The following is a 25,917-nucleotide window of genomic DNA, read 5'->3' as shown; positions in this document are numbered from 1 at the left end:
GTAACCTACAACATTGACTGTGACAGGGCCTATACCATACAGGCAGCGGCTGACGGCTATGAGAACAACAGCTTCCCGATTGCCAAGACCAAAGGCGGCCAGGTAAATGTATCGGCTGACCTGAACCCTGTGGAGGTGAGGATAAAGTATCCTGTCTTTGAGGCGAAGGACATCTACTTTGAGTTCGATAAGAGCAACATCACCAAAGAGGCGGCCTTTGAGCTGGATAACCTTGTGGAGGCGATGAAGAAGAACCCTGAGCTGACCATCATGGTAAAGGCGCATACCGATAACCGCGGCAGCGACCGTTACAACCAGGCGCTTTCCAGCAGGAGGGCTAAGGCTACGGTGCAGTATGTGATCTCGAAAGGTATTGACAAGGCCAGGATATCGGGTGAAGGTTTCGGAGAGAGCCAGCCGAAGGTGGAATGTGCCCCGAACTGTACTGAAGAGCAGCATGCGCAGAACAGGAGGAGTGAGTTCATGATCGTAAAACAATAAACAAACCCACCCATCAATAAATAAGAAAACCCCCACAGCGTGCTGTGGGGGTTTTGCTTTATCAGTTATTATTAAAATTAAAAGCCATAATTGGCGGCAACGCCAAATACCTGCCTAATCTGGAAGCCTTTAAAAGCATTATCATCATAAACCGTCTGGAATGATAAGTTAGTAGTAAGGTAACGGTTAATCTTCATCACAATGTTTAACTGGTAATCGATATCCACATTTTGCGGGTCTTCAAGGTAATTGCTGTAAAGGTTAAGTATGTTCTCGAAAGTAACATTGGCAATTACATCCAGCTTCCAGTACGCTGATGCGTTAAAACCGAGTTCGTACCGCAAAGTCTCACCTTCATTAACACCAAAATAGGCAGCGTCAGGAAGTGTATATTTGGCATCTACGAAAGTAAACTTAGAAGTAGCGGGAGAAAGGTTAAATTTAAAATTATCGTCACGCTTATACAGCATACCCGGGCCTACCAATAAGTAACCGGGAGAAAGAAAGTTAGTATATTCATCCCTTATTTCAGCACCATCTTCATTAGTGGAGTATTGATAGCCTTTGGTAAACTGTGTTTTAAAGTTGAGGAAAGCAGAATAGTACCAGCGCTCTGTAGCCTGCTTACCCAGTACTGAATTTATTTCGAGCCTGTCGTCGGTTTTCTTGGCGAAAGCGCTGTTGCGGGTTTTAACGATACCGTAAGATGCTATCAGTTTATTATCCCATGTCCAGTCCTCCTTCTTGTAATTGATGTCGTAATTAATACCCAGGCTTCCTGAAATGTTATTTTCGCCGCCGGGCAGCCAGTTATCAAATGTACTTTGGTTAAAAAGGAAAGAGGCATTTCCTTTCTTTGTCCAGGGGCCAATAGTGTCATTATCAGCCTGCGGGCTGTCTTTATCCTGTGCGCTTGCAGTAAGAACGCTGAAAGCGCAGCATAAAAAAAGTAATTTATTTTTCATTGCTATACGAGTTTAAAACAAATATAGCCATTTGAAAATTTGAATAAGTTAAAAAATTACTTCTTCTTGTATAAGGGTACCGATGAGCAGGCTTCGCCAAACATAAGGCTTTTGGCAACCGGCATTAAGTGCTGTACTGCCATTACATAAGCCTCCTGAGGCACGGGTTTGCGTGAACATCCTTTTACAATTACAGGTTTCCCAGAATATTTTGTATAATCAAGCTTTGAGAGGATATCGCGGTACAATTGTATATTGATATCGTTTATATTGCCCTGCACAATTGCTTTGGCATAGGGCTGCAGGTAAACTGTAACCAGCATATAGGCCCATGCAGGCACAATTGCATCGGTACTGCAATGCAGGGCTACATAGCTGCCCTGATACTGTTGCCAGTTGTAATTTTTAAGCGATTCCCGAAAATCTTTCTCGCGGAGTACAAAACCTTCTAAAAGCCATTGTGAAATATCAAGCGATACACGTTCAACTTCGGGATAGTAATCCTCAAGGTCGAAAACCTGCAATACACTATTGGCAACACGGTTAATTATTTCCTGTTCTTCCATAACAAGCTAATACATTTTACAACATACCAAGCTCCAGCTTGGCCTCTTCACTCATAAGGTCGCGCGTCCACGGCGGGTCGAAAGTGATTTCCACTTCCGTAGATTTTACATGTTCTATTTTGGATATCTTCTCCTCCACCTCAGCCGGCAGGCTCTCGGCAACCGGGCAGTTAGGTGATGTAAGTGTCATGAGTATCTTGACTTCGTTATCGGTGCTTACCATAACATCATAAATAAGCCCAAGCTCATATATATCAACCGGAATTTCGGGGTCGTAGATGGTTTTAAGCACCTTTACAATTTCTTCCCCAAGCTGTGCAGTATCTATTTGCGGTTCCATAAGTATTAATTTTTGGCGCTGAATGCAAGCGCATACATTTTTATCTGTTTTACCATCGAAACAAGCCCGTTTGCCCTTGTAGGCGAAAGGTGTTCTTTTAAACCGATCTCATCTATAAATTCGGTATCGGCCTCCAGTATGTCTTTAGGCTCCTGCCCGGAGAATACACGGATTAATATTGCTATGATGCCCTTCGTTAAAATAGCATCGCTGTCAGCGGTAAAAAAAACTTTGCCGCCCTTTTCCTCAGCGTGAAGCCAAACGCGGCTCTGGCAGCCTTTAATGATGTTCTCGTCGGTTTTATACTGCTCTTCGGCAAGTGGCAATGTCTTCCCGAGGTCTATAACATACTGGTAACGCTCGTCCCAGTCGTCAAACATCGAAAATTCATCTATTATCTCTTCCTGTATATCTTTAATAGTCATGCTGTAATTAATTGTTTAAACCTCCCGTAACCGCGGCCATTGATTCAAGAAGCGGTTTCAGTTCAGCCGGCGGGTTACCGTGGTCAAAAGTAACACTCTGGTACGTGCTGTCGGCAGTTGTTATGATAAGGTTTGCGGCAAGTGCGCCATCAAACTGATGTTTTGCACTTGGCACATTCATACTGTTAAGCCTGCTGTAATCCAGTTTAGATGTTTCTGCTACGATTGCCTTCCATTGCGCGGCACTAACAGAGCCTTTACCTTCTACTTGCTCTCCCCTCCTCATAGTAATATCTGTATAGTTTTTATCATTAATCAGGATTTCTTTTTGAGTACCGCGTGTCATTGCTTTATAAGCTACGCTAACCAGTTCAGCCTTATTATTTGCCTTATGCTTAGCTGCACACGACACCAATACTAACACTAAAACAGTAACTAATGGGAATATCTTTTTCATAGTACTAAAGTAGCAAAAATTTAGCCAAGCATATTTTTAGCCTTAACTACCGCAGCAGCCAAAGCATCTATTTCTTCTTTGGTATTGTAAAACGAGAAGGAAGCCCTTACCGTGCCCGGCACGTTGAAAAACTCCATAACGGGCTGTGTGCAATGATGCCCGGTGCGCACGGCTATACCCATTTTATCTACAATAGCGCCGATATCATACGGGTGTATGCCATCAATATTAAAAGAAATTACAGACGTTTTATTTTCGGCTGTACCTATAATTTTCAGCCCTTCTATTTCCTGTAGCTTTTGTGTGCCATAGCTAAGCAGTTCCTGCTCATACGCCATTATATTATGCAGCCCCACCTGGTTCAGGTAATCTATTGCGGTACCCAGTACTATACCGCCCTCTATATTTGGGGTTCCTGCTTCAAACTTATGGGGCAGTTCGGCATAGGTGCTTTTTTCAAAGCGTACTTCCTTAATCATTTCGCCACCACCCTGGTAAGGGGGCAGTTTGTTGAGCCATTTCTCCTTTCCGTACAGCACACCGCTGCCGGTTGGCCCACAAGCCTTATGTCCCGAGAAGGTATAAAAATCACAGTCAAGTGCCTGCATATCCGGCTGCAGGTGCGGGGCAGCCTGAGCGCCGTCAATCAAAACAGCAGCACCAACAGCATGAGCCTTATCTATAATAAACTTAATCGGGTTAATAGTGCCCAGTGAATTGGATATATGGTTTACCGCTACAATTTTAACCTGTTCGTCCAGCAGCCTCTCATATTCTTCCAGTATTAGTTCACCTTTGTCATTCATGGGTATAACCAAAAGTGTAGCCCCTGCCCTTTCACACAGCATTTGCCACGGCACAATGTTGCTGTGGTGCTCCATAGCGCTTACCATTACCTTATCGCCTTCTTTCACGAATTTAGAAAACCCCGAGGCTACAAGGTTTATACCCGATGTTGTACCTGTGGTGAACAGCACTTCGTGGCTGTGCTTTGCGTTGATGTGCTTTTGTATTTTCAGCCTTGAAACTTCATAAGCATCTGTGGCAAGCTGGCTCAGCGCGTGTACTCCACGATGGATATTGGCATTTATACTGCTGTAATAATCGGAAATAGCATCTATAACCACCTGCGGCTTTTGCGAAGTAGCGGCATTATCAAAATAAACAAGCGGCTTGCCGTTTACTTTTTGGTTAAGTATGGGGAAGTCTTCCCTGACTTTATTTATATCGAACATCTTAATTGCTGATTTATAATATTATGCTTTTAAAAGCAACTGCAAAGTTACGGCTTGTTTTTTTAAAAACAGATTTTTAAAGATGGTTTTAAGAATATCCCAACATGACAATTTAATGCCTTATTTTTTTTCATTCTAAATAAAAAGCTATAGATTTGCCGTTATTTAGATTCAATAAAAACAATATTCATTTACCAATGAAGCATATAGCAAAATTTATGGCTGTTGCCTTGCTTATACTGGCAACTACTTCTTGTAAAAAAGAGCAACAGGCTCCTGAAGAAAACACAACGGCTACCGACACTGTTGCAAAAGTTGAAAAAAGGAGGATTATCTCCCTAAACGGTGCGCTTACTGAAATTATAAGTGCATTAGGACACCAGGACCAGATAGTGGCTGTTGATGTTACCAGTACCTACCCTGAAGGCATTAAAGATTCGGCGAAAGACCTGGGGCATGTAAGGAGTATATCTATAGAAGCGCTAATGGCAGAAAAGCCGGAACTTATTTTAGCCACCAACGAAGACCTTAGCCCGGAACTTACCGAAAAGATAAAACTGGCTAAAGTTGATGTGCGTGTTTTTGACAGGGACTATACTGCCGAAGGCACTAAAATGCTGATTGGGCAGGTAGCAACCGTATTGCAAAGCGAAGGGGCACAAAAACTGCAGGATAAGATTGATGCCGACCTGAAAGGTGTTGAGCAGCTTAAAATACAGCCAAAAGTATTGTTTATTTATGCGCGTGGTGCAGGTACACTTATGGTAGGCGGCAAGAACACGCCGGTTGATAAAGTAGTAGAACTTGCAGGCGGTAAAAATGCCGTTACCGATTTTGAAGATTACAAGCCATTAACCCCTGAAGCCCTTATACAGGCCAATCCGGATGTTATACTAATGTTCGACTCGGGCATACAAAGCCTTGGCGGAGAACAGGGTGTGCTTAAAATTCAGGGTATAGAAAAAACGAACGCCGGTAAAAACAAGAAAATCATTGCTATGGATGGTGCTCTGCTTTCTGGGTTCGGGCTACGTTTGGGCGAAGCTGCCGCAACGCTTAACGGCAAGTTTCAGGAAAATGCAAAATAAACTTTCGATATACATGCTTGCCAGCGCGGTACTACTACTTTTTTTAGCGGTACTGTCGCTGTATATGGGTGTGTATGTTTTTGAAAAATATTCGGTTGCCGAAGTGCTGAAAGGGCTTGTTACCAATGACAGCACATTATCAGAAAGCGACCGTTTTGTAATGATGGATTTACGCCTGCCGCGCATAAGCATGGCTATACTGATAGGCAGTGCACTGGCAGTATCGGGAACGTGCCTGCAGGGCATGTTTAAAAACCCTCTTGCCACACCCGACCTTATCGGGATAACCAGCGGGGCATCATTATTTGCCGCGCTTGCTATTGTGCTGGGCGCTTCTATAAGGCCATACATCCCGGAGGTTTTCCATTTTTCGCTGTTAAGCTTTATGGCATTTTTAGGCGCATTGTTCACAATGGTTACGGTTTATCGCATATCTACCAGCAACGGCAAAACCAATGTGATAATCATGCTGCTTTCGGGTGTTGCCATAACAGCGCTTGGCTTTGCAGTTACAGGTTTTCTTATTTACATCAGTAAAGAAGAGCAACTGCGAGACCTTACCTTTTGGAACTTGGGCAGCTTGGGCGGCGCCACATGGACAAAAAATGCCATACTTACCGTTATAGTAGTCGTATCGTATGCTTTTTTAATAAACAAAGGCAAGGCATTAAATGCCATGATGCTTGGCGAACGCGATGCACAGCACCTGGGCATACCTGTAGAACGCATTAAAAAACAGATTGTGCTGTTTACAGCGCTCATGGTTGGCACATCGGTAGCTTTTGCCGGTACAATAGGCTTTGTTGGGCTTATAGTGCCTTATATCCTCAGGCTGATATTTAAATCAAATTACCATATAATATTACCGATGTCGGCCATACTGGGCAGCGTGCTGCTGCTGGCTGCCGACACTGTGAGCCGCACCATAGCCGCGCCGTCAGAAGTGCCGATAGGCATACTTACCGCTTTTATGGGCGCGCCCATTTTTATTGCCATTTTAGTCAAGAACAGGAAATCAATGCAGTAAGAGTTATGCTCGAAGCGTATAAAATATCATATTCACAGCGCAAGTTTGCCATCCTGCAAAACATAGATGTTTCGGTAGGCTATGGCGAACTTCTTGTTATTGTGGGGCCCAACGGTGCAGGCAAATCTACCCTTCTAAGCATGCTTGCCAATGAAATGGGCAAAAACGAAGAGCCTATTTTCTTTAAAAAGAAAACTTTTGAAGACTGGGACGAAAAAGAGCTGCCGCACCACAAGGCTAAATTTTCGCAAAGCAACAGCCAGGACATACCATTATCGGTTAAAGATGTGGTAATGATGGGCCGTTACCCTTATTTTAATGCTTCGCCCCACAAAGCCGACCACGATGCCGTTGCTAAGGCCATGCAGGAAACCGATGTTACCACGCTTGCCGCACGCGACTATAACACCCTTTCCGGTGGCGAAAAACAGCGTGTTCACCTGGCAAGGGTACTGGCGCAGCTTGATAATGATGTGGCGCACAAGCTGGTATTTTTAGATGAACCGCTCAATAACCTTGATGTGTTACACCAGCATCGCATACTGCACACTATAAAAAACTTTACAGGCCGCGGCAATACTGCCGTAATGGTACTGCACGACCTTAACCTTGCTGCGCAGTTTGCCGACCGCGTGCTGCTGATGAAAAAAGGCAGGATTGTGAGCCATGATGTGCCCGATAAGGTTTTTACGAAAGAAATAATAAGCGGGGTATATAACTTTCCCTGCACTATATGCCCTAACCCGGTTAATAAAAACCCATTAATAATATTCGGAACGTAATACAATACCCAAAGCACATGGATACTATAACAAATACACTTAAAGCACAGTGGGAAACGCTTAAAGCCGAAAACCCGCACCTTCGCATACGCAATGCCGCCGAGCAGCTTGGCGTTAGCGAAGCCGAACTTGTTGCCACACAGGTTGGCGACACCGTGACCCGCCTTCGCCCCCAATTTGCCGATATACTTACAGAAGTTGAAAAGCTTGGTAAGGTTATGGCACTTACCCGCAATGAAGAATGTGTGCACGAACGCAAGGGCGTATACCTTAACCCTGACTTCAGCAGCCCGTTTGCAGGGCTTTTTGTAGGCGAGGATATCGACCTGCGTATTTTTATCTCGCATTGGGATAAAGTCTTTGCAGTAGCCGAGAAAAGTGAGCACGGCGACAGGAAAAGCCTCCAGTTTTTTGGTAAGGACGGACTTGCCATCCATAAAATCTACCTGACAAAAGACAGCAACGAGGACACCTTTGAGGAACTTGTTGCCAAATATAAGTCGGATAACCAGAGTACGGATGAAACCGTAACAGATGTGCCGCTGAACCTTGAGGAAAAGCCGGATGCCGATATTGATGTAGAAGGTTTCCGCGAATCGTGGCGCAATCTTAACGACACACATGCATTTTTCGGGATGCTTAAAAAGTATGGCGTTACACGCACACAGGCGCTCCGCCTTGCCCCTGAAGGGGACTATGCGGTACAGATTGAAAAAGATGTCATAGTAAAGATGCTGGAAGGCGCTGCTGCACAAAAACTGCCTATAATGGTATTTGTTGGCAATCGCGGCAATATACAGATACATACCGGCACCGTGCGCAAAACCATGTGGCACAACCAGTGGTTTAACGTAATGGACCCTGACTTTAACCTGCACCTTGACATGAGCAAGATTGCCCAGACATGGGTAGTGCGCAAACCTACCGAAGACGGTATGGTTACGGCTATAGAGGTGTTTAACGAAATGGGCGAGATTATCGTTCAGTTCTTTGGCAAAAGAAAGCCGGGCATTCCTGAATTACAGGAATGGAGAGATTTAGTTGCTTCTTTATAATTATTAGGTTATATATCCTGATGAAGCCGCTCCTCCCCAGAGCGGTTTTTTTATGTATAAAAAAACCCGGCACACGGGCCGGGCTAACTAAAACAAAAACTAACTTATTTATATAACTACTGAAGCAACTGGTACTGGAAAACAGGGAATCCCCTTTCTCCGTTACTGTTAAGCATCGAAATAAACTTAATTTTATACATATTGCCTGCGCCGTCTTTCAGCACAAAGAAAACATTATCATATAGCTGTACGGGTATAACATTACGCCAGTTAGCGCCAATTACCCTTTGGTCACTGCTAAACTGGTAATTACCCGCCTGTACAGATGCAGCCGTGAAAGATTCATATGCAGCACTATCGCCCTCTACCATAAAGCCTGTAACACCCGCCTTACTGTTTATCACAATAAAATCAGAATAGAAATAAGCACCTGCTGATACACCCGAATTATCAAATACCTCATTGGTAAACGTGGTAAAGTTCATATCCCACTTGTCTTTCTCCGGCTCAGCGATAACAATGCCTGTAGTAAAGCTGAAAAAGGTGTGGTTATAGCCCGGTGATTTGGCTATTGCAATTTCCTGAAATGATGCGCTTTCAAGATTGGCATATTGTAATTTATAGCCATCGCCATCCCTCCATACTTTAACTTTCTTCCATCCGCGCGGGTCGCCGGCAGTATTTACAGAGCCAACGGCAGGGGTGGCAGTTGGCACGGCATGGCCCAGGTTGATAAGATATACCTTAGCTTCTGCCTCGCTTGCAGCGATAGTCCTGAAGGCAGTACCGCTAAGGGTTCCGTCAGGGTTATCTACATACTGCAGGTTTTCCTGCTGAAAAGTACCAACGGCAACAGCAGGGTTTTCTTCCTGTGGCAGGGTAATATCGGTTGTTTCAAGCTGTTTTGCAGCCATCATCAGCGAACCGTTTAATACCACACGGAAGTCATTACCGCTGTAAAAGCCCAAATCCCAGCTATCGCGCGCTACAGAAACTGCTCCTTCTCCGCTAAGGTCAACATACACCTGGTTTTGCTGGTTGGGGCCACCAATATTTAAAGGATGTTGAGCCGTACCGAAGACAGTTCCTGCAGAAGGCGTTTCTATAGGGGCTATATTGCTGTTGCTGCCGTCTTCGCTGCAAGACACCAGCGCGAGCATTGCAAGTGAAAATAAAAGTATTTTTTTCATGGTTACTTGTGATTATATATTGATATTGTATGTTAGCTTAAGGAAATAAGAGCGACCGTAGCCCATAAGTATATTGGTAGTGCCCGCGCTGTGTGTGCCACCCGCTGCCTGGCTGCTTTGTATGTTTACTACATCCAGCAGGTTCCTGGCGCCCAGTGTAACATCTAAAGAGCGTTTAAAGAACGATTTGCGTACCGAGGCATCCATAAGCCCGAAGGCTTCTATTTCGTTTAATATGAACTGCGGATTGCTTAATGAGCTGTCCTGTACATATTGCTGCTGCCTGCCGTTGTGCTTATAGTAAAATGACAGTTGTGTATCCCATTTTGGTATGGTATAGCCAATACTGGTGTTAAACTGGTAAGTGGTGAGGTATTTATCGTCTGATACTGTTAGCCCGGTATTAATAGCCCTTGATATGCCCGTAACCGAAACACCCACTTTAGCATCGATGTCTTTATACCGCAATTGGTGTGTGGTGGCAAGGTTCCACATTTTGTAGCTGTCGATATTGATGTAGCGGTACTGGAACTGCGGAAAGGTTGCCACTACAGCAAGTTCTATCCTGTCGGATACCGATATAAAGCCTGCTGTAATGCTGTTACTTAGCTGGAGGTCTTTTGTAAAAGTTTGCTTTTTAAGGCTTGCCTCTATACTGTGCCCGCTTTCAGGGTCAAGCTCCGGGTTGCCCTGCAGGTTGTGGTTGCTGTCAACAAAATAAGTGTATAACTCTTCATAATTGGGTGTGCGGTATGACCTGCCATAGCTGAGCCTTGCCTCATATCCTTTATTAAGCAGGTAACGCAACCCCATAGAAGCCGCCCACTGGTCATCAAATTTTGACTGGAACGAATACCTGAAGCCGGGGCGTATGGAAAACCTTTCGGTTACAGGCGCTTCTGCGGCGGTGAAAACATCATAGTTTTCCAACCTTTTATTCAGGTTAACGTCACCATTGTTATCATCGTTGAAATTCCCTGTAAGGGCAGAACTGTAACCATAAGTATTTACCAGCTCATAACCTACCTGGAAATCAAAACCTTCTTTTTTAATGAAATTGGTAAGCGTTCCGGTAGAATGCAGTACTTCTGTTTCCTGATACGGCTGTGTAGCGTTCTGCTCTTCGGTATCGGTTTGTATGTAATAGCGGAACTGCTCGACATCCCTTTGTTGTTTTTGGTGTGAAACCGAAACATTATAATCTAACCCCGCCAGCTTGCCCACGGCATTAAGATGGTGGTAGAATTTTTCGGTAAAATAACGCCTGTCGTTAGCATAGCGCAATATGCCTGTGCCTTCTACAAACTGGCTTAATATGATAGGGTTATAAAAATCTATGTTCTCATCAAAATGCTCAAAGCGGTAAAAAACGCGGATATTACCTTTTTGGTAGCGCACCAAAGCGTTGCTGAAAACCTGTTCTTTGGGCAGCCAGCTATAGCCGCGCTGTTGCGCCGGGTTGTTTGGATTGTTAGTAAACTCACGCCCACCAAAACCGCCTAAATATCCTTCAAAACTATTGCGGTTTGCGCCCGCAGAAATAAACCAGTTATCGTTTATATTGTGTGATATCCGTAGTGCCTGTATGTGGCGGCCTTCATCATAAAAGGGCTTATACTCATCGCCAACGGTTTCTTCCTGTACTGTAGCGGATATTTCCCACTTGTTATTGATGCTTTTCTTAGTGATGATATTGATTATACCACTAACGGCATTGGCGCCGTGTGTTACGCCCATAGCGCCCTCTATAATCTCTATGCGCTCTATATCGTCAAGATTTATCTGGGTAAGGTCTATATTGTTGCCAAGCCCTGTATCGCTTACCAGCGGAACGTTATCTACCAATACTTTAAGGTATTGCCCGTCTAACCCGAACATGGATACTGTAGAACGCCCTTCTCCGCTTTGCGGCTGTACAATAATATTGAGGTATTGATTAAGCACATCGGCGAGGTTGTTACCCGCCTGCCTGCGGATATCTTCGGCTGAGATTACCCTTACATTAAAAACGGATTTCTTTATGGATTGCGGCTCTATCTGCCCCGTTACCACTACTTCATTAAGCAGGGCAGGCTGGATAGTGTCGGCAACAGTTTCCTGGGCAACTGTATGGATTGTATATAGTAAAAGTACAGGCACTAAAACCCTTATACTGATTTGCATTGTTTGTTAGATTGATTCTAAATTGCAAATCTACAAGCAGGGTTTTATATATGCAAATTATTTTTATTAATTCTAAATAAAAGAATCCTGTAAGAAAATAGAGAAGCTGAAAGTCCTTCAATTATTTCTATATTTGAAACTATAACTTGTGCCTAAAGTGAAGCATATGAAAATAATATACAGGAATATATATGACAAAACTATAACCTTTAATGAAGACGATTTACCCGAAGTATATGAAAAAGTTGAGGTTGATGAAAATACAGGGCTTACTAAAAAAATAGAATCTATAAATAACGGGGTTGTTGAGGATATACAATATTATATAGCTGAAGATGAAGACGAAAATGATATCATTGAGAGTTATGCAAATCAAGGAAAGGATTCAATAACTATTATTGAAAGGAAAATCATCGGAAACTATACTGTTGAATTAGATAAAGAATATGATAAAAACTACAAGTTAGTACTTTTATCAGAGGCGGTATTAGATTCTTTAGGTAATATTATATGCCTCCGTGATTTAAATATTGTCGATAAACAACCGATTATACAGAGTACAGAAAAATATTATTATGATTATCTTGAAGGATGGGGCTATAGACGGATTTTTGAATCTATGTATAATAGAGAAGGGAGTTTACTAAACTTAACCTACATGGCATCTGATGAAGAACAAGACTGGGAAGATTATGATCTTAACAATATTAGCGATTTGCAAAAAAGGTTTACGAATATAGACTACTACTTAAATGCAGATTTTCTACCCAAAGGGATTACAGAATAGCTTAAAATATGTAATTATTAAAATGTTGCAACAGAATAAAAATTAAATAAAATTATGAGCATAATAGATAACCGAGGGATAGAGTTTTTTAATAAAGTTGTTGATGGCAGAGTTCGAAAATATAGTAATGATACAGATGATGACATGACATTTATAAGTAACTACCATCTAGATGATATCGATGGAATCATAGAAGATGTTAATCTGACTCTTAATGGTCAATTTAAGTTAAGTCGTAGTGATATAAGTAACGATGTAGGAGGAATAGCGTTTATAACGCCTAAAGGCATTGAGTATTGGGACGACGATGTACAAAACGTTTTAGGAACATGTTCTTTAGAAGACTTTAGAGAGTTGTTAATGCATTGGAAGGAGTTTCTTCAAACGCCTCCCCTTGGTGGTGCTACATGTGGATTTTCAGTCAGAGCCGCGTCAGAAACGGCATTAAAGAGATTGCTCCGAAAGGACATCCCTTTATTATTCCGATTGAAGAAGCGCCTTGGTTTAATTGTAATTCCTGCGAAGAACAATAAAGAGGAATAGGGCTTTAGTAACGGTGTACCACCACCGTTGCTATTTTTCTTTTGGATTGTTTTCAGAGCCTTTAGCAGCAGCTTGTCAAATTCTGGCAGTTCCTGTTCAGACAGTTATAAGCATTTGATTATTAAATCTTTAATCATACATCCGTAGTTTAATAACTCTGTAATACAAGTGTTTGCGGAGTTTTACTTCTAAATCCGAAAGCATTTTTATAGTAGAATCATTGATGCCTAATTTTGAATCCTCAATCGCCTCCGCTTTTAGCTCGCGAACAAAATCTAACGATGATTTGACATCTCCTAACGAAAGGTTTTCTAACTTCGCCATTGTGTTTGAATTAAAAATTAACACAACAAATATAATAAATATTTATGATAAACAACTTATTAAATAGTAAAAATCTATAGTAGTCTGTTTTTATTTGCTCTTGCATAAACTTGTATACACTTCCATAAATAAAAAAACTGCCTCTATTTCCCGTAGAGGCAGCCCTTAAACATAGTTGTGCTTCTGTAAATGTCTATAGGTTAAAACCCATGTTTACACCAAGCTTAGAAGCAATCAGCTTGGTTATCCTGTTTTTAAGTTCGGGTATCTTGATGCTCTCTATTACTTCGTTGCTAAAAGCATACATTAAAAGCGCCTTAGCCTCTTTTTTAGGTATTCCGCGCGACTGCATGTAAAACATTGCGCTCTCATCAAGCTGACCAATAGTACAGCCGTGCGAACATTTAACATCATCGGCAAAAATTTCGAGCTGTGGCTTAGCGTTAATTGTAGCCTTGTCGCTTAGCAATACGTTGTTATTCTGCTGAAAAGCGTCTGTTTTCTGGGCTTCTTTCTCTACAAAAATCTTCCCGTTAAAAACGCCTGTTGCATTGTCGTCAAAAATACCTTTATAATTTTGGTGGCTCACGCAGTTTGGCTGGGCATGGTTTACCAGCGTGTAGTGGTCTACAAGCTGTTTCTCGCCAATTATAGTAATGCCTTTAAGCGTACTCTCTACGTGTTCGCCCTCATGATAAAAATTCAGGTTATTGCGCGTAATATTACCACCAAAAGAAAACGTATGTACAGATGCAATACTGTCTTTCTTTTGCGATATATAAGTGTTGTCAATTAGGTTGGCAGTAAGTACATCATTCTGTATCTTATAATAATCTGCCATTGCCCTTTCGTCAACAAATATTTCGGTTACCGAGTTGGTTAGTACGGGGTTGCTGTTAAGGCTCTGGTGCCTTTCTATTATCTGCACCTGCGCATTTCTGCCCACAATTATAAGGTTGCGGGGCTGTACCATAAGCGCAGCTTCGTTACCGGTAGAAAGATATACAATTTCTACAGGCTTATCGGCAACCTTATTTTTAGGGATGTTTATATAAGCGCCCTCACATGAAAATGCAGTGTTTAGCGATGTAAGGCTGTCAGCTTTGTTTGCCGCCTTATTAAAATACTCATCTATAACCTCTTTGTACTTGGGTTTTGTCATGGCCGATGACATAAGGCATACATCAAGCCCGTCGTGTGTTGTAGACGAAAGAAACGAACTGAAGATGCCATCTATAAACACCACTTTATAAGTGTCTATTTCATGCAAAAAATATTTCTTTACATCGGCATAGTTAAGCGCATTTTCTTCTTTCGGGAAAACGCTGAAGTCGTTCTTCAGTATGCTGTTAAGTGATGTATATTTCCAGGCCTCATCCTTTTTTGTAGGGAAGCCTTTATATTCGAAATTCTTAATAGCTTCCGTACGGATATTGTGTAAATCTGCATTTACATCTACCCGCTCCTCAAAAGCCATAAAAGACGATAAAAGTTTTTCTTTTAAATCCATTAATTGTCAAAAGTTTAAAGTCGTAAAGTCATAAAGACTATTAACTTTCTTTACTTAGATATTTTATAAGGCCGCTCAGCAATTTTGAAATCTCTGTAATATCGGTAATCATTTTACTAAATAACTCATTACTGATATAATTAAGGTCGAGTGCTAAATACAGTTGCGACCTGACTTCGGCGGCGGAGCCCTTTGCTATATATAAAAAATGAACGAATTCTTTATCCGTTTTCCTCTCATAGCCTTCGGCTATATTAGACGATATTGAAACAGAACATCTTCTTATCTGCCTTGCAAGGTCAAAATCTTTTTTAAAACTGTCAGCTTCAGTAATCAGGTAAATCTGTTTATTAAGCTCCCGGGGCTTTTTGCCATGAAACTATTTCTTCAAATGAACCAAATTTACCCATGCTACAACTTTATGACTTTATGACCTGCGGCTTTTATACTGTCTTAATTTTCCGCTTTAATCCAGTCGTAGCCTTTTTCCTCAAGCTCGTAAGCTAACTCTTTACCGCCCGACTTAACTATTTTACCGTTATACAGTACGTGTACAAAGTCAGGCACGATATAATCCAGCAGCCTTTGATAGTGGGTAATTACGATAACCGCATTGTCTTTGCTGCGTAGCTTGTTTACACCATTTGCAACGATGCGAAGCGCATCGATATCAAGCCCTGAATCGGTTTCATCCAGTATTGCCAGTTTCGGCTCCAGCATTGCCATCTGGAAAATCTCATTACGTTTTTTCTCTCCACCGGAAAAGCCTTCGTTCAGCGAGCGTGAAAGGAACTTACGGTCGATTTCCAAAAGCTCACTCTTTTCACGTATCAGCTTCAGCATTTCGTTAGCAGGCATCTCCTCTTCACCTTTAGCTTTACGCGTTTCGTTAATAGCAGTTTTCATGAAGTTGGTTACCGATACACCCGGAATTTCTACCGGATACTGGAATGAAAGGAAAACACCTTTGTGTGCCCTTTCTTCCGGAGCCAGTTCGCCAATGTCTTCACCTTCAAGAATGATCTCACCATCGGTAACTTCATAATCCTCTTTACCTGCAATAACCGATGAAAGCGTACTTTTACCCGAACCGTTTGGCCCCATAATAGCATGTACTTCACCTGCTTTAACCTCAAGGTTAATACCTTTTAGTATCTCTTTATCTTCAACACTTGCGTGTAGGTTTTTAATAGTCAGCATTATTGTTTGTTTACTATTTTGTATTTAAAAAACTTTTGACTGTGTTCCAAGCATTATCTTCTTTAATCTCGTATCCAAAACCGCGAGTCAAACCCTCTTTGTTAATTTGGGTTTGCAGATAGTCATGAACTTTTTTGGGTTCGTTTATATAAACATATAGATCAAGACATGTATCGTTAAATAGATGACCAATAAAATGTGCTTTGGTTAACTTTTTAATTTCAGAAAGCAAATAATCTTCTAATTCATAAGCAATACTGCTTTCTTCAAATTCAGGCAACCCATTTTCATTTAGATTTTCAAGTTCAAGATAGATTGTTATATTTAGACACCAAGTATATTCAGCCTTTTTCTTGAAATTCTGATACGATATATTAAAAGATCCGATAATTGGTTTATCACCTGTCATCCCATTAACAACCGTAAAGTTATCTTCAGGATATAAGTCTTCTGATGCTATCTTATTATGTCGTTTGATACCAAACAAATTTGATAAAAATCCCATGTTCATTGAGATATACGCTTATTACATTTCAAATTACCCCACACTACCCTCAAGGCTTATTTCCAGTAGCTTTTGTGCCTCAACAGCAAACTCCATCGGTAGCTTATTCAGTACCTCTTTGCTGAAGCCGTTTACAATAAGCGCGATTGCTTTTTCGGTAGGTATGCCACGCTGGTTGCAGTAGAATACCTGATCTTCGCCAATTTTACTGGTTGTTGCCTCGTGTTCTATTTTGGCTGTTGTATTTTTAGATTCGATGTATGGGAAGGTATGCGCGCCACAGTTGTTGCCCATCAGCAGCGAATCGCACTGGCTGAAGTTACGGGCATTTTCTGCGCGGCTGCCTATCTGTACCAGTCCGCGGTAGCTATTTTGCGATTTACCGGCTGATATACCCTTAGAAATAATGGTACTCTTCGTATTCTTACCTAAGTGAATCATCTTAGTACCTGTATCGGCCTGCTGGTAATTGTTGGTTACGGCAATAGAGTAAAACTCCCCTACCGAGTTATCCCCTTTCAGCACACAACTCGGGTATTTCCATGTTACTGCAGAACCGGTTTCTACCTGTGTCCACGATATTTTGGCGTTCTTTTCGCAAAGCCCGCGTTTGGTCACAAAGTTATATACACCGCCCTTGCCCTCTTTATTACCGGGAAACCAGTTTTGTACTGTGCTGTATTTTATCTCGGCATCGTCAAGTGCTATGAGCTCAACAACCGCAGCGTGCAGCTGGTTCTCGTCGCGGCTTGGTGCAGTACAGCCCTCAAGGTAGCTCACATAGCTGCCCTCGTCGGCAATAACAAGCGTACGCTCAAACTGGCCTGTGCCTGCCTGATTAATACGGAAGTAGGTGCTCAATTCCATCGGGCAACGAACGCCCTTTGGTATATAGCAGAACGACCCGTCGCTAAAAACCGCTGAGTTCAACGCTGCATAAAAATTATCCTTTTGCGGTACTACTGTACCTAAATATTTCTTTACCAGTTCCGGATGCTCTTTTATAGCTTCGGAAATAGAGCAGAAAATAATACCTTTCTCTGCCAGTGTCTTTTTAAAAGTTGTAGCTACCGAAACAGAGTCCATTACGATATCTACCGCCACACCGGCAAGTACTTTTTGCTCATCGATAGAAATGCCAAGTTTTTTAAAGGTATCAAGCAATTCAGGGTCAACCTCATCAAGGCTTTCATATTTAGGCTTCTTTTTAGGTGCCGAGTAGTAGGATATTGCCTGGAAATCCGGCTTTTCATAATGTACATTAGCCCACTCCGGCTCTGCCATCTGCTCCCATGCACGAAACGCCTCAAGGCGCCATTCAGTCATCCATTCCGGCTCCTCCTTCTTCATCGAAAGCGCACGTATAACGTCTTCGTTTAATCCAACGGGAAACGTGTCGCTTTCTATATCGGTATAAAAGCCGTATGCATACTCCTTGTTCTCCAGCTCGACTTTTAATTCTTCTTCTGTGTATTTGCTCATATCTTAGCCCCCTAACCCCCAAAGGGGGAATTAGTTAGTTAATTTAAAATTTTTAGAAGCCCTTTGTTCCTCTTTTAGAGGTTAGGGGCTTTTATAACGAAAAACTCTCCCCGCAGCCGCAGGTGCGCTGAGCGTTAGGGTTGTTAAACACGAACCCTTTGCCGTTGAGGCCTCCGCTGTACTCTAAAATAGTGCCTGCCAGATATAAGAAACTCTTTTTATCTACAGCTACTTTAATGTTATTATCCTCAAATAATTTATCGTTTTCGCCCAGGGCTTTGTCAAATTTCAAATCATACGACAAGCCTGAACATCCTCCGCTTTTTACCCCTACCCTAACATAATCGGTAGCGGCATCAAAACCGTCATCCTCCATAAGGCTGACAATTTTTTTCCTTGCTGTATCAGAAACTTTTATCATTGTCTGTATATATTTAATCTAAATTACTGCAAAGATACCCACAATTTTACACATTGCAATAAAAGCTACTCTTTTTATCTGATTATGGTATAAGTAAAGCCTATATCATGAGTTTTGTTGCATAAATAACAGCAAAATCCGTACCTTGCTGCAACTTAAACATTCAAACAAACACAATGAAATTATACCCGATAGAAAGCGGCAACTTTAAGCTGGATGGCGGCGCTATGTTTGGCGTGGTTCCCAAAACAATCTGGAACCGCACCAACCCTGCAGATGAAAACAACCAGATAGATATGGCGGCACGCTGCCTGTTGATTGAAGACGGCAACAGGCTCATTCTTATTGACACAGGGATGGGTAACAAGCAAAGCGAAAAATTTTTTGGCTACTACGCCATGTGGGGCGACCACAGTATAGATAAATCACTTGCCAAATACGGTTTTCACCGCGATGATATTACCGATGTTTTTTTAACGCACCTGCATTTTGACCATGTGGGCGGCGCCATACAATGGAACAAAGACCACACCGGTTATGAGCCTGCCTTCAAAAACGCGCACTTCTGGACGAATGAAAACCACTGGCAATGGGCTGTTAAACCCAATGCGCGGGAAAAAGCTTCTTTCCTTTCAGAAAATATTATGCCGATGCAGGAAAGCGGGCAGTTAAAGTTTATTACTCGTCCTGAAGGCGACTTTAAGGATAATAGCGAATTAGGCTTTGGTATATTATTTGCCGATGGGCATACAGAAAAGCAAATGATTCCGCATATACAATATATGGGCAAAACATTTGTGTATATGGCCGACCTGCTGCCAACAGCCGGGCACATACCCCTGCCTTATGTAATGGGTTATGATACCAGGCCGCTGCTCACCCTTGATGAAAAGGAAAAGTTTATGGACGCAGCCGCAGATAATGAGTATTACCTGGTGCTGGGCCACGATGCGCACAACGAAATTATAACGGTGCAGCACACCGAAAAAGGAGTCCGTCTAAAAGATGTTTTAAGGTGGGACGATATACTAACATAATGTTAATTTTATAAAGTTTGTAACAAATCCATCCTATTTTAGACCAATTCTGTAAAGAAATGTAAATTAAGTATAATATGAAGTTTAAATCAATTTATCTCTCGGCAGCGCTGGCATTATTCCTTGCAAGCTGCGGAGCCTCTAAAAAGATAACAGCAGAGCCTATTACTGCGCCTGCAACAATAACAGCTAAAAAAGCTGACCTTAGCGAAAATGAAGAGCAACGCTGGAGCCACCTTGATATTATAAACGATACTATACCCGGCATGAGTACAGACCGTGCCCTTAAGCTGCTTGAAGGAAGAAAAGCAGATAAGGTTATTGTTGGTGTTATAGACAGCGGTGTGGATATTGAGCACCCGGACCTGCAGGGACAGATATGGACAAATAGCGACGAGATTGCCGGAAACGGTAAAGACGACGATAACAACGGTTATGTGGACGATGTTCACGGATGGAACTTTTTAGGTGACATCAACCATGAAAATATGGAGTTTGTACGTATCCTGAAAAGGGGCGACGACGGTTCTGACCTTTACAAAAGGGCAAAAGCCGAATATGATAAAGAATATGCCGATGCTATGGCCGGCAAACAGCAAATGGATTTTATCCTGAAAGCGGATAAGGCCATACGCGATGCGTTAGGCAAAGACACTTATACTGCTGAAGATTTAAAGAACATGCAGTCATCAGACCCTACCATTAACGCTGTTAAAGGGAATTTTGCCAGGATACTTAGCCAGGTATCACGTGATGAGCTTATAGAAGATATTAAAGGCGGCCAGGAGCATTATGACAATGTGCTGAATTACCACCTTAACCTTAAGTATAACGCCCGTAAGGACATCCTTAAGGATGACGAGAACAACTGGAATGCGAAAGGATATGGCAACGGGAACGTTATAGGCCCTGAGAAAGAAGGCGCAAAACACGGTACCCACGTAGCAGGTATTATTGCACAGCTAAGGGGTAACGGCATCGGCGGAGACGGTGTAGCCAGCAATGTAGCGGTTATTATGCCGGTACGCGCAGTGCCCGATGGAGACGAGTATGATAAAGATGTTGCCATGGCAATACGCTATGCGGTAGATAACGGCGCTAAAGTTATAAACGGTAGTTTTGGTAAATACTTCTCTACCCACAGCGACTGGGTTTATGATGCCATAAAATATGCAGCAAGCAAAGATGTACTTATTGTTTGTGCGGCAGGTAACGAAGGAACCGACCTTAATGAAGGCGGCGGTGTAGAGCGTTACCCTAATGATAACATGAACGGTGGTGCAGAAATTGCTGATAACTTCCTTTCGGTTGGGGCGCTTAACTACAGCCTTGACGAAGGGTTGATAGCTAACTTCTCTAACTACGGTAAAACCGATGTAGATGTGTTTAGCCCAGGTGTACGCATTTATGCGACTACTCCAAACAATAATTATGAATACCTTCAGGGTACATCTATGGCTTCACCTAACGCAGCGGGGGTTGCAGCACTAATACGTGCGTACTACCCTAAACTTACAGCCGCACAGGTTAAGCAGGTTATCATGCAGTCAGGAGTACCTATGCAAATAGATGTAGCCGCAGGTGGCGACGAAAAGAATATGAGGGCATTCAGCGATGTATCTATGACCGGTAAAGTTGTAAATGCTTATAACGCAATTATCCTTGCCGATAAAATGTCGAGATCTTAAGTAATCAGAAGCTAATTTTATTCTATACCTCAGTTGCCGTTACTGTTTTACAGTAGCGGCAATTTTTTTGTTTTAAGCGCAGTTTTTGCACCTTCCGTTAATGATGCAGTTAATACTTTCAGCTAAATAGCCATCCGGCACAGTAAACTGTACGGGGGTAGGCAGGCATTCTAACGTGTTGCACCCGGTACACCTGAAATGAAAATGATTATCAGAATGCTTCTCTGAATCGCATTTACTGCAAACAGCAAAATACTGCTTACCGTCTTCTGCAACAACCCTGTGTAAAATACCGTCATCACAAAACCGGTTCAGCACTCTGTAAACTGTAGCCCTGTCAATATCTATACTAAGATTATCCTGTACCGTTTCATGGTTAAGCGCTTTACCTGCTTTTTTAAGTACTTCTAAAACAGCTTCTTTTGCGGGCGTATTCCTTCTTCTCATCTTTTAATGCGATTTTGTTGCAATAATAAAATATTTCTTTAAGTTTGCCAAATCTATTTGAAACTTATCAAAAACAGCTATGGAAAATCAGGAAAATTTTGAGGTTATTATAATCGGCGGAAGCTACTCAGGACTCTCGGCAGCAATGGCGCTGGGGCGCTCGTTACGCAAGGTACTGATTATTGACGGTGGCGAGCCATGCAACAGGCAAACGCCGCATTCGCATAATTTCATAACGCAAGATGGTACTCCTCCTGCAGTTATAGCCGGTCTTGGCAAAGAACAGGTTTTACAATACAAAACCGTTACATTCATTACGGATGTTGCCGTGAGCGGAGAAAAAACCAATTCCGGTTTTTCAATAATAACAAAGTCCGGTAAGCAATTTACTTCACAAAAGCTGATTTTCGCAACAGGTATAAAAGATATAATGCCCTACATTAAAGGGTTTGCAGAGTGTTGGGGGATATCTGTTATACATTGCCCCTACTGCCACGGCTATGAAGTTAGAGGAAAGAACACCGCTATACTGGCCAACGGCGAGAGGGCTTATCACCTCGCTACTTTAGTAAGCAATCTTACAGATAAACTTACCATAATCACATCCCGCAAAGCTGATTTTACAGCAGAACAAACAGCAAAACTGGCAAAAAACAATATCCCTGTTATTGAGGAGGAAGTCATTGAGGTAATCCACACAAACGGACAATTGCAAAACCTTGTGCTTAGCTGCGGGAATGCATTACCTTTTGATGCTGCATATGCCGCACTGCCGTTTGTTCAGCACTCTGATATTCCTGCAAAACTTGGTTGTGAACTTACCGAAATGGGGCATATTAAAACAGACGGTTTCCAGAAAACAACTGTTGAAGGTGTATTTGCCTGCGGCGATAACGCGGCAATGATGCGCTCTGTAGCCAGCGCGGTAAGCAGCGGCAACATAGCCGGCGCGGTAGCCAACATGGAGCTTTGCCACCAGAGTTTTTAATACAGAAAAGGAATAATATTGCTGTTCAGCACATTGTGTTTTACTACAGGTTATTTTTCAACAAACGTTTGGCAAATTATTAACAGAAAAAACTATATTTGCGTTTCTTCAGTTAAAACCCGAAATTTTAAAAACACATGAAAACGCTTTCAGATATTGATTTTAAAGATAAAAAGGCCTTAATAAGGGTAGATTTTAATGTTCCCCTTGATGAGAATTTTAATGTTACCGATACCAACCGTATTGAAGCCGCGAAGCCAACTATCGATAAAATTTTAAATGACGGCGGCAGCGTTATCCTGATGAGCCACCTGGGCAGGCCAAAGGGCAAAGAAGAAAAATATTCGCTAAAGCACATTGTTGCCACAACATCTGAAGTATTGGGTAAAGATGTGAAATTTGTGGAAGACAGTGTGGGCGAAACTGTAGAAAAAGCTGCCCAAGCTTTAAAGCCGGGTGAAATATTACTTTTAGAGAACCTTCGCTTTTATAGTGAAGAAGAAGCAGGAGATGAGGCGTTTGCCGAAAAGCTTGCCAAACTGGGCGATGTTTACGTTAACGATGCCTTTGGTACGGCACACCGTGCGCATGCATCTACCACCATAGTTGCAAAATTTTTTCCTGAAAACAAGGTTTTTGGAACGCTTCTTGCGAAAGAAATCGACAGTCTTAACAAAGTATTAGGAAACAGCGAGAAGCCTGTAACGGCTGTTTTGGGTGGCAGTAAAGTATCATCTAAAATAACAGTTATAGAAAATATACTGGATAAAGTAGACCATCTGATAATTGGCGGTGGTATGACTTTTACCTTTATAAAAGCGCAGGGCGGCAGCGTGGGCGACTCTATTTGCGAAGACGACAAGCAGCAGCTTGCGCTTGACATACTGGAGAAAGCCAAAGCAAACAATGTTCAGGTGCACCTGCCTGTAGATGTTGTGGCTGCCGATGGGTTTAAAAACGATGCCAACACTAAAGTTGTTGATGTAAAAGAAATACCTGATGGTTGGCAGGGGCTTGATGCAGGCCCGAAATCGCTGGAGCAGTTTAAAGAGGTTATCTTAAACTCTAAAACGATACTATGGAATGGCCCGCTTGGCGTTTTCGAAATGGAAAACTTTGCCAAAGGCACCATCCAGTTAGGCGAATATATTGCCGAAGCTACTAAAAACGGCGCTTTCTCGCTTGTGGGCGGGGGCGACTCTGTAGCGGCGGTTAAGCAGTTTGGCCTGGAACCGAAAATGAGCTATGTATCTACCGGAGGTGGTGCAATGCTCGAAATGCTTGAGGGTAAAACCCTGCCGGGCATAGCTGCAATACAGGAATAGCCTGTTAAAGTTTATACTATAATATCTATTTAAAAGTTATGTTACAATCACCTGAAAGGCATTGTACTTAACTTCTTAAACAACAAATTATGAATAAAAAGAGAACACTGTCATTCATTTTTGCATTAATTTCTTTTGCGGCATTCGCACAGGAAAGTGCCGAAGCCGAAATCAGTACTCCGCAAATTAAACTTTCTTACCTTGATTCTGTTAAATCTACTTTCATCCGTTATGAAAACCTGGCCTGCATAGACAGCCTTTGGATGAAAGAACTGGCCAACCAGGATTTATTTGAGGCCATGCAGGAGGATATCGAAAAGATAAACCCTGACGAAGATGTAGATTATAACCTGTCTTCTAAAGATTTAAAAGAGCGTCTTGCAAAGCTGGATGCTGTTTCACCGTTTCACATAGAATACAGCAAGGGGCTTGAGAACATCATAAAATCCTACCTTAAGAACAGGCCGCGCTCTTTCGAGAGGCTCATGGCAATTTCGGATTATTATTTCCCGATGTTTGAAGAATACCTTTCTAAATACAACGTGCCGATGGAGATAAAGTACCTGGCTGTTATAGAGTCGGCGCTTAACCCAAAGGCAAAATCAAGGGTTGGTGCAACAGGCCTGTGGCAGTTTATGTACCCTACCGGAAAGCAATTTAACCTTGAGGTAAACAGCTATGTAGATGAGCGTTGCGACCCGCTGAAAGCTACAGAAGCTGCCTGCCAGTACCTGAGCAGCCTGTATAATATCTTCGGCGACTGGGATCTGGTGCTTGCATCCTATAATGCAGGGCCGGGTAACGTTACTAAGGCCATACGCCGTTCGGGCAGCTATAAGAACTACTGGAATATACGCCGCAACCTGCCAAAGGAAACACAGGGATATGTGCCGGCTTTCCTGGCAACTATGTATGTTTATGAGTATGCAAAAGAGCACGGCATAAACGGCAAAAAAGCGCCAATGACCTATTTTGAAACCGATACGGTTATGGTAAAACGCCAGATGTCATTCAAGCAGATTGCAAGCCTTGTAGATGTTCCGGTTTCGCAGCTGCAGTTCCTTAACCCCATCTATAAGCTGGATGTAATTCCGTATACACCCGAAAAAGCCCATTATTTAAGGCTGCCTAAAGATAAAATTGGTTTATTTACCGCTAATGAAAAGGCTATTTATGCCTATATCGATTATGAGGCAGACCAAAGGGAAAAACCTTATTTTGTAAAAGAACGTGAAGAAGCTATCGCTTCTTCAAAAGAATTAGCCAAAGACGGCAAGAAGATAATTACCGCAAGCAAAACCTATACGGTTAAGCGTGGCGATAACCTTGGCGAGATATCGAACAAATATGGTGTTAGTGTTGCAGAAATTAAGCGCTGGAACGGGCTTAGGGGCAACATGATACAGGTTGGGCAACGCCTTAAGATACAAACTGAAAAAATTGTAGATATACCTGTAAAAGAAGAAGCCGTAGCCGAAGTTAAAGACGTTAAGAAAGACAAGGCAAAGCAAAAACCTGCCGATACTCTTAAAACCGATAAAACCGCAATAGCTGCTAACACTGCAAAAACTGAAACAGAAGAGGCTGCCCCTGCTGAAGATGCCGTAGCTGAAAATGCTGTTGCAGAAACAGAGCCTAACACGCAGGAGATTGTGGCAGCAGCCATAAACAAAGAAAAGCGTGCCCGCGAAGCAAGCTATGAGGCTGAACGGATGTATATCGTTCAGAAAGGCGACTCGCTTTTCAGTATAGCAAGGAAACACCCGGGCGTAACGGTGGAAAACCTGAAACGCTGGAACAAAATAGAAGGCGAGAGCATAAAGCCGGGCATGAAACTTAAGGTGAGTAGTATTAACTGATAAAACC

General features: G+C 42.4%; 28 protein-coding genes. 12 read left to right on the top strand and 16 right to left on the bottom strand.

Annotation, left to right across the window (positions count from 1 at the left end; translation table 11 throughout):
* A partial coding sequence (locus KJK34_RS11645; RefSeq protein ID WP_223054059.1) for an OmpA family protein occupies positions 1–501 on the top strand: 501 nt, incomplete at its 5' end.
* 77 nt (positions 502–578) lie between these two features.
* On the opposite strand, the gene KJK34_RS11640 is transcribed toward KJK34_RS11645, so the two are convergent.
* From KJK34_RS11640 to KJK34_RS11615, 6 genes are read right to left on the bottom strand one after another with little or no spacing between them, the layout of a single operon-like run.
* Entirely contained in the window at positions 579–1,466 is an 888-nt protein-coding gene (locus KJK34_RS11640) for a DUF3078 domain-containing protein (protein WP_223054058.1), read from the bottom strand.
* A gap of 56 nt (positions 1,467–1,522) precedes the next feature.
* Positions 1,523–2,032 (bottom strand): DUF2480 family protein, encoded by a 510-nt coding sequence (locus tag KJK34_RS11635; RefSeq protein ID WP_223054057.1) that lies wholly within the window; start codon positions 2,030–2,032, stop codon positions 1,523–1,525.
* A 16-nt stretch (positions 2,033–2,048) separates the two neighbouring features.
* Positions 2,049–2,372: an SUF system Fe-S cluster assembly protein gene (locus tag KJK34_RS11630; protein ID WP_223054056.1), complete on the bottom strand. Its 324-nt coding sequence runs from the start codon at positions 2,370–2,372 to the stop codon at positions 2,049–2,051.
* Between the two features lie 5 nt (positions 2,373–2,377).
* Positions 2,378–2,797, bottom strand: coding sequence for a SufE family protein (locus tag KJK34_RS11625; RefSeq protein ID WP_223054055.1), 420 nt, complete (start codon positions 2,795–2,797; stop codon positions 2,378–2,380).
* 7 nt (positions 2,798–2,804) lie between these two features.
* Complete coding sequence (locus KJK34_RS11620; RefSeq protein ID WP_223054054.1) at positions 2,805–3,254, bottom strand: hypothetical protein; 450 nt, start codon at positions 3,252–3,254, stop codon at positions 2,805–2,807.
* A 20-nt stretch (positions 3,255–3,274) separates the two neighbouring features.
* A complete protein-coding gene (locus tag KJK34_RS11615) occupies positions 3,275–4,489 on the bottom strand; it encodes an aminotransferase class V-fold PLP-dependent enzyme (protein WP_223054053.1) in 1,215 nt (404 codons plus the stop codon).
* Between the two features lie 197 nt (positions 4,490–4,686).
* On the opposite strand from KJK34_RS11615, the gene KJK34_RS11610 reads away from it, so the two are divergent.
* The 4 genes from KJK34_RS11610 to KJK34_RS11595 are packed head-to-tail and all read left to right on the top strand — an operon-like array spanning position 4,687 to position 8,441.
* A complete protein-coding gene (locus tag KJK34_RS11610; RefSeq protein WP_236937640.1) occupies positions 4,687–5,577 on the top strand; it encodes an ABC transporter substrate-binding protein in 891 nt (296 codons plus the stop codon).
* On the top strand, positions 5,567–6,604 hold the full coding sequence (locus KJK34_RS11605; protein ID WP_223054061.1) for a FecCD family ABC transporter permease: 1,038 nt from the start codon (positions 5,567–5,569) through the stop codon (positions 6,602–6,604). Before KJK34_RS11610 ends, KJK34_RS11605 begins: the two co-directional genes overlap by 11 nt.
* Before the next feature lie 5 nt (positions 6,605–6,609).
* Positions 6,610–7,386 (top strand): heme ABC transporter ATP-binding protein, encoded by a 777-nt coding sequence (locus KJK34_RS11600; RefSeq protein WP_223054052.1) that lies wholly within the window; start codon positions 6,610–6,612, stop codon positions 7,384–7,386.
* A gap of 17 nt (positions 7,387–7,403) precedes the next feature.
* Positions 7,404–8,441, top strand: a complete 1,038-nt coding sequence (locus KJK34_RS11595) for a hemin-degrading factor (RefSeq protein WP_223054051.1) — start codon at positions 7,404–7,406, stop codon at positions 8,439–8,441.
* A 116-nt stretch (positions 8,442–8,557) separates the two neighbouring features.
* Here the strand turns inward: KJK34_RS11595 and KJK34_RS11590 are convergent, their stop codons facing one another.
* Positions 8,558–9,631, bottom strand: coding sequence for an HmuY family protein (locus KJK34_RS11590; protein WP_223054050.1), 1,074 nt, complete (start codon positions 9,629–9,631; stop codon positions 8,558–8,560).
* Between the two features lie 12 nt (positions 9,632–9,643).
* Positions 9,644–11,794 carry a TonB-dependent receptor plug domain-containing protein gene (locus KJK34_RS11585; protein WP_223054049.1) on the bottom strand — a complete coding sequence of 717 codons (2,151 nt, stop codon included), beginning with the start codon at positions 11,792–11,794 and terminating at the stop codon, positions 9,644–9,646.
* Between the two features lie 166 nt (positions 11,795–11,960).
* On the opposite strand from KJK34_RS11585, the gene KJK34_RS11580 reads away from it, so the two are divergent.
* Both KJK34_RS11580 and KJK34_RS11575 read left to right on the top strand, forming a co-directional pair.
* Positions 11,961–12,581: a hypothetical protein gene (locus KJK34_RS11580; protein WP_223054048.1), complete on the top strand. Its 621-nt coding sequence runs from the start codon at positions 11,961–11,963 to the stop codon at positions 12,579–12,581.
* A gap of 54 nt (positions 12,582–12,635) precedes the next feature.
* Entirely contained in the window at positions 12,636–13,124 is a 489-nt protein-coding gene (locus tag KJK34_RS11575; protein WP_223054047.1) for a hypothetical protein, read from the top strand.
* Between the two features lie 129 nt (positions 13,125–13,253).
* On the opposite strand, the gene KJK34_RS11570 is transcribed toward KJK34_RS11575, so the two are convergent.
* From KJK34_RS11570 to KJK34_RS11540, 7 genes are all read right to left on the bottom strand, one after another.
* Complete coding sequence (locus tag KJK34_RS11570; RefSeq protein WP_223054046.1) at positions 13,254–13,448, bottom strand: hypothetical protein; 195 nt, start codon at positions 13,446–13,448, stop codon at positions 13,254–13,256.
* Positions 13,449–13,641: 193 nt separating this feature from the next.
* Positions 13,642–14,958, bottom strand: coding sequence for a Fe-S cluster assembly protein SufD (sufD, locus tag KJK34_RS11565; RefSeq protein ID WP_223054045.1), 1,317 nt, complete (start codon positions 14,956–14,958; stop codon positions 13,642–13,644).
* Positions 14,959–14,998: 40 nt separating this feature from the next.
* Positions 14,999–15,292: a four helix bundle protein gene (locus KJK34_RS11560; RefSeq protein ID WP_317196882.1), complete on the bottom strand. Its 294-nt coding sequence runs from the start codon at positions 15,290–15,292 to the stop codon at positions 14,999–15,001.
* A 119-nt stretch (positions 15,293–15,411) separates the two neighbouring features.
* Positions 15,412–16,158 (bottom strand): Fe-S cluster assembly ATPase SufC, encoded by a 747-nt coding sequence (gene sufC / locus KJK34_RS11555; protein ID WP_223054044.1) that lies wholly within the window; start codon positions 16,156–16,158, stop codon positions 15,412–15,414.
* 13 nt (positions 16,159–16,171) lie between these two features.
* On the bottom strand, positions 16,172–16,663 hold the full coding sequence (locus tag KJK34_RS11550; RefSeq protein ID WP_223054043.1) for a DUF695 domain-containing protein: 492 nt from the start codon (positions 16,661–16,663) through the stop codon (positions 16,172–16,174).
* A 33-nt stretch (positions 16,664–16,696) separates the two neighbouring features.
* Entirely contained in the window at positions 16,697–18,145 is a 1,449-nt protein-coding gene (sufB, locus tag KJK34_RS11545; protein WP_223054042.1) for a Fe-S cluster assembly protein SufB, read from the bottom strand.
* Between the two features lie 91 nt (positions 18,146–18,236).
* Entirely contained in the window at positions 18,237–18,566 is a 330-nt protein-coding gene (locus KJK34_RS11540) for a HesB/IscA family protein (RefSeq protein ID WP_223054041.1), read from the bottom strand.
* A gap of 176 nt (positions 18,567–18,742) precedes the next feature.
* On the opposite strand from KJK34_RS11540, the gene KJK34_RS11535 reads away from it, so the two are divergent.
* Positions 18,743–19,603 (top strand): MBL fold metallo-hydrolase, encoded by an 861-nt coding sequence (locus KJK34_RS11535; protein WP_223054040.1) that lies wholly within the window; start codon positions 18,743–18,745, stop codon positions 19,601–19,603.
* A gap of 77 nt (positions 19,604–19,680) precedes the next feature.
* Positions 19,681–21,291, top strand: a complete 1,611-nt coding sequence (locus tag KJK34_RS11530) for a S8 family peptidase (protein WP_223054039.1) — start codon at positions 19,681–19,683, stop codon at positions 21,289–21,291.
* A 72-nt stretch (positions 21,292–21,363) separates the two neighbouring features.
* Here KJK34_RS11530 and KJK34_RS11525 read toward each other — a convergent pair whose 3' ends face one another.
* Positions 21,364–21,738 carry a Fur family transcriptional regulator gene (locus KJK34_RS11525; RefSeq protein WP_223054038.1) on the bottom strand — a complete coding sequence of 125 codons (375 nt, stop codon included), beginning with the start codon at positions 21,736–21,738 and terminating at the stop codon, positions 21,364–21,366.
* Positions 21,739–21,817: 79 nt separating this feature from the next.
* Between KJK34_RS11525 and KJK34_RS11520 the strand changes: the two genes are divergently transcribed.
* The 3 genes from KJK34_RS11520 (at position 21,818) to KJK34_RS11510 (ending at position 25,910) form a co-directional block, all read left to right on the top strand.
* The gene (locus KJK34_RS11520) at positions 21,818–22,726 is read left to right on the top strand and encodes an NAD(P)/FAD-dependent oxidoreductase (protein ID WP_223054037.1); all 909 of its coding nucleotides are present in this window, start codon (positions 21,818–21,820) and stop codon (positions 22,724–22,726) included.
* 137 nt (positions 22,727–22,863) lie between these two features.
* Positions 22,864–24,051, top strand: coding sequence for a phosphoglycerate kinase (locus KJK34_RS11515; protein WP_223054036.1), 1,188 nt, complete (start codon positions 22,864–22,866; stop codon positions 24,049–24,051).
* Between the two features lie 89 nt (positions 24,052–24,140).
* Positions 24,141–25,910, top strand: coding sequence for a lytic transglycosylase domain-containing protein (locus KJK34_RS11510; RefSeq protein WP_223054035.1), 1,770 nt, complete (start codon positions 24,141–24,143; stop codon positions 25,908–25,910).
* Positions 25,911–25,917: the final 7 nt, after the last annotated feature.

The sequence above is a fragment of the Flavobacterium coralii genome (genome assembly GCF_019891545.1).
Taxonomy (GTDB): Bacteria; Bacteroidota; Bacteroidia; order Flavobacteriales; family Flavobacteriaceae; genus Flavobacterium; species Flavobacterium coralii.
Note: the sequence above shows the minus strand (reverse complement) of the source record. Positions and strands in the feature narration are given on the sequence as shown.

Excerpts from the sequence above, each read along its gene's own strand:
- KJK34_RS11640 (WP_223054058.1), bottom strand. The coding sequence starts at position 1,466 with ATGAAAAATAAATTACTTTTTTTATGCTGCGCTTTCAGCGTTCTTACT.
- KJK34_RS11635 (WP_223054057.1), bottom strand. The coding sequence starts at position 2,032 with ATGGAAGAACAGGAAATAATTAACCGTGTTGCCAATAGTGTATTGCAG.
- KJK34_RS11630 (WP_223054056.1), bottom strand. The coding sequence starts at position 2,372 with ATGGAACCGCAAATAGATACTGCACAGCTTGGGGAAGAAATTGTAAAG.
- KJK34_RS11625 (WP_223054055.1), bottom strand. The coding sequence starts at position 2,797 with ATGACTATTAAAGATATACAGGAAGAGATAATAGATGAATTTTCGATG.
- KJK34_RS11620 (WP_223054054.1), bottom strand. The coding sequence starts at position 3,254 with ATGAAAAAGATATTCCCATTAGTTACTGTTTTAGTGTTAGTATTGGTG.
- KJK34_RS11615 (WP_223054053.1), bottom strand. The coding sequence starts at position 4,489 with ATGTTCGATATAAATAAAGTCAGGGAAGACTTCCCCATACTTAACCAA.
- KJK34_RS11610 (WP_236937640.1), top strand. The coding sequence starts at position 4,687 with ATGAAGCATATAGCAAAATTTATGGCTGTTGCCTTGCTTATACTGGCA.
- KJK34_RS11605 (WP_223054061.1), top strand. The coding sequence starts at position 5,567 with ATGCAAAATAAACTTTCGATATACATGCTTGCCAGCGCGGTACTACTA.
- KJK34_RS11600 (WP_223054052.1), top strand. The coding sequence starts at position 6,610 with ATGCTCGAAGCGTATAAAATATCATATTCACAGCGCAAGTTTGCCATC.
- KJK34_RS11595 (WP_223054051.1), top strand. The coding sequence starts at position 7,404 with ATGGATACTATAACAAATACACTTAAAGCACAGTGGGAAACGCTTAAA.
- KJK34_RS11590 (WP_223054050.1), bottom strand. The coding sequence starts at position 9,631 with ATGAAAAAAATACTTTTATTTTCACTTGCAATGCTCGCGCTGGTGTCT.
- KJK34_RS11585 (WP_223054049.1), bottom strand. The coding sequence starts at position 11,794 with ATGCAAATCAGTATAAGGGTTTTAGTGCCTGTACTTTTACTATATACA.
- KJK34_RS11580 (WP_223054048.1), top strand. The coding sequence starts at position 11,961 with ATGAAAATAATATACAGGAATATATATGACAAAACTATAACCTTTAAT.
- KJK34_RS11575 (WP_223054047.1), top strand. The coding sequence starts at position 12,636 with ATGAGCATAATAGATAACCGAGGGATAGAGTTTTTTAATAAAGTTGTT.
- KJK34_RS11570 (WP_223054046.1), bottom strand. The coding sequence starts at position 13,448 with ATGGCGAAGTTAGAAAACCTTTCGTTAGGAGATGTCAAATCATCGTTA.
- sufD (WP_223054045.1), bottom strand. The coding sequence starts at position 14,958 with ATGGATTTAAAAGAAAAACTTTTATCGTCTTTTATGGCTTTTGAGGAG.
- sufC (WP_223054044.1), bottom strand. The coding sequence starts at position 16,158 with ATGCTGACTATTAAAAACCTACACGCAAGTGTTGAAGATAAAGAGATA.
- KJK34_RS11550 (WP_223054043.1), bottom strand. The coding sequence starts at position 16,663 with ATGGGATTTTTATCAAATTTGTTTGGTATCAAACGACATAATAAGATA.
- sufB (WP_223054042.1), bottom strand. The coding sequence starts at position 18,145 with ATGAGCAAATACACAGAAGAAGAATTAAAAGTCGAGCTGGAGAACAAG.
- KJK34_RS11540 (WP_223054041.1), bottom strand. The coding sequence starts at position 18,566 with ATGATAAAAGTTTCTGATACAGCAAGGAAAAAAATTGTCAGCCTTATG.
- KJK34_RS11535 (WP_223054040.1), top strand. The coding sequence starts at position 18,743 with ATGAAATTATACCCGATAGAAAGCGGCAACTTTAAGCTGGATGGCGGC.
- KJK34_RS11530 (WP_223054039.1), top strand. The coding sequence starts at position 19,681 with ATGAAGTTTAAATCAATTTATCTCTCGGCAGCGCTGGCATTATTCCTT.
- KJK34_RS11525 (WP_223054038.1), bottom strand. The coding sequence starts at position 21,738 with ATGAGAAGAAGGAATACGCCCGCAAAAGAAGCTGTTTTAGAAGTACTT.
- KJK34_RS11520 (WP_223054037.1), top strand. The coding sequence starts at position 21,818 with ATGGAAAATCAGGAAAATTTTGAGGTTATTATAATCGGCGGAAGCTAC.
- KJK34_RS11515 (WP_223054036.1), top strand. The coding sequence starts at position 22,864 with ATGAAAACGCTTTCAGATATTGATTTTAAAGATAAAAAGGCCTTAATA.
- KJK34_RS11510 (WP_223054035.1), top strand. The coding sequence starts at position 24,141 with ATGAATAAAAAGAGAACACTGTCATTCATTTTTGCATTAATTTCTTTT.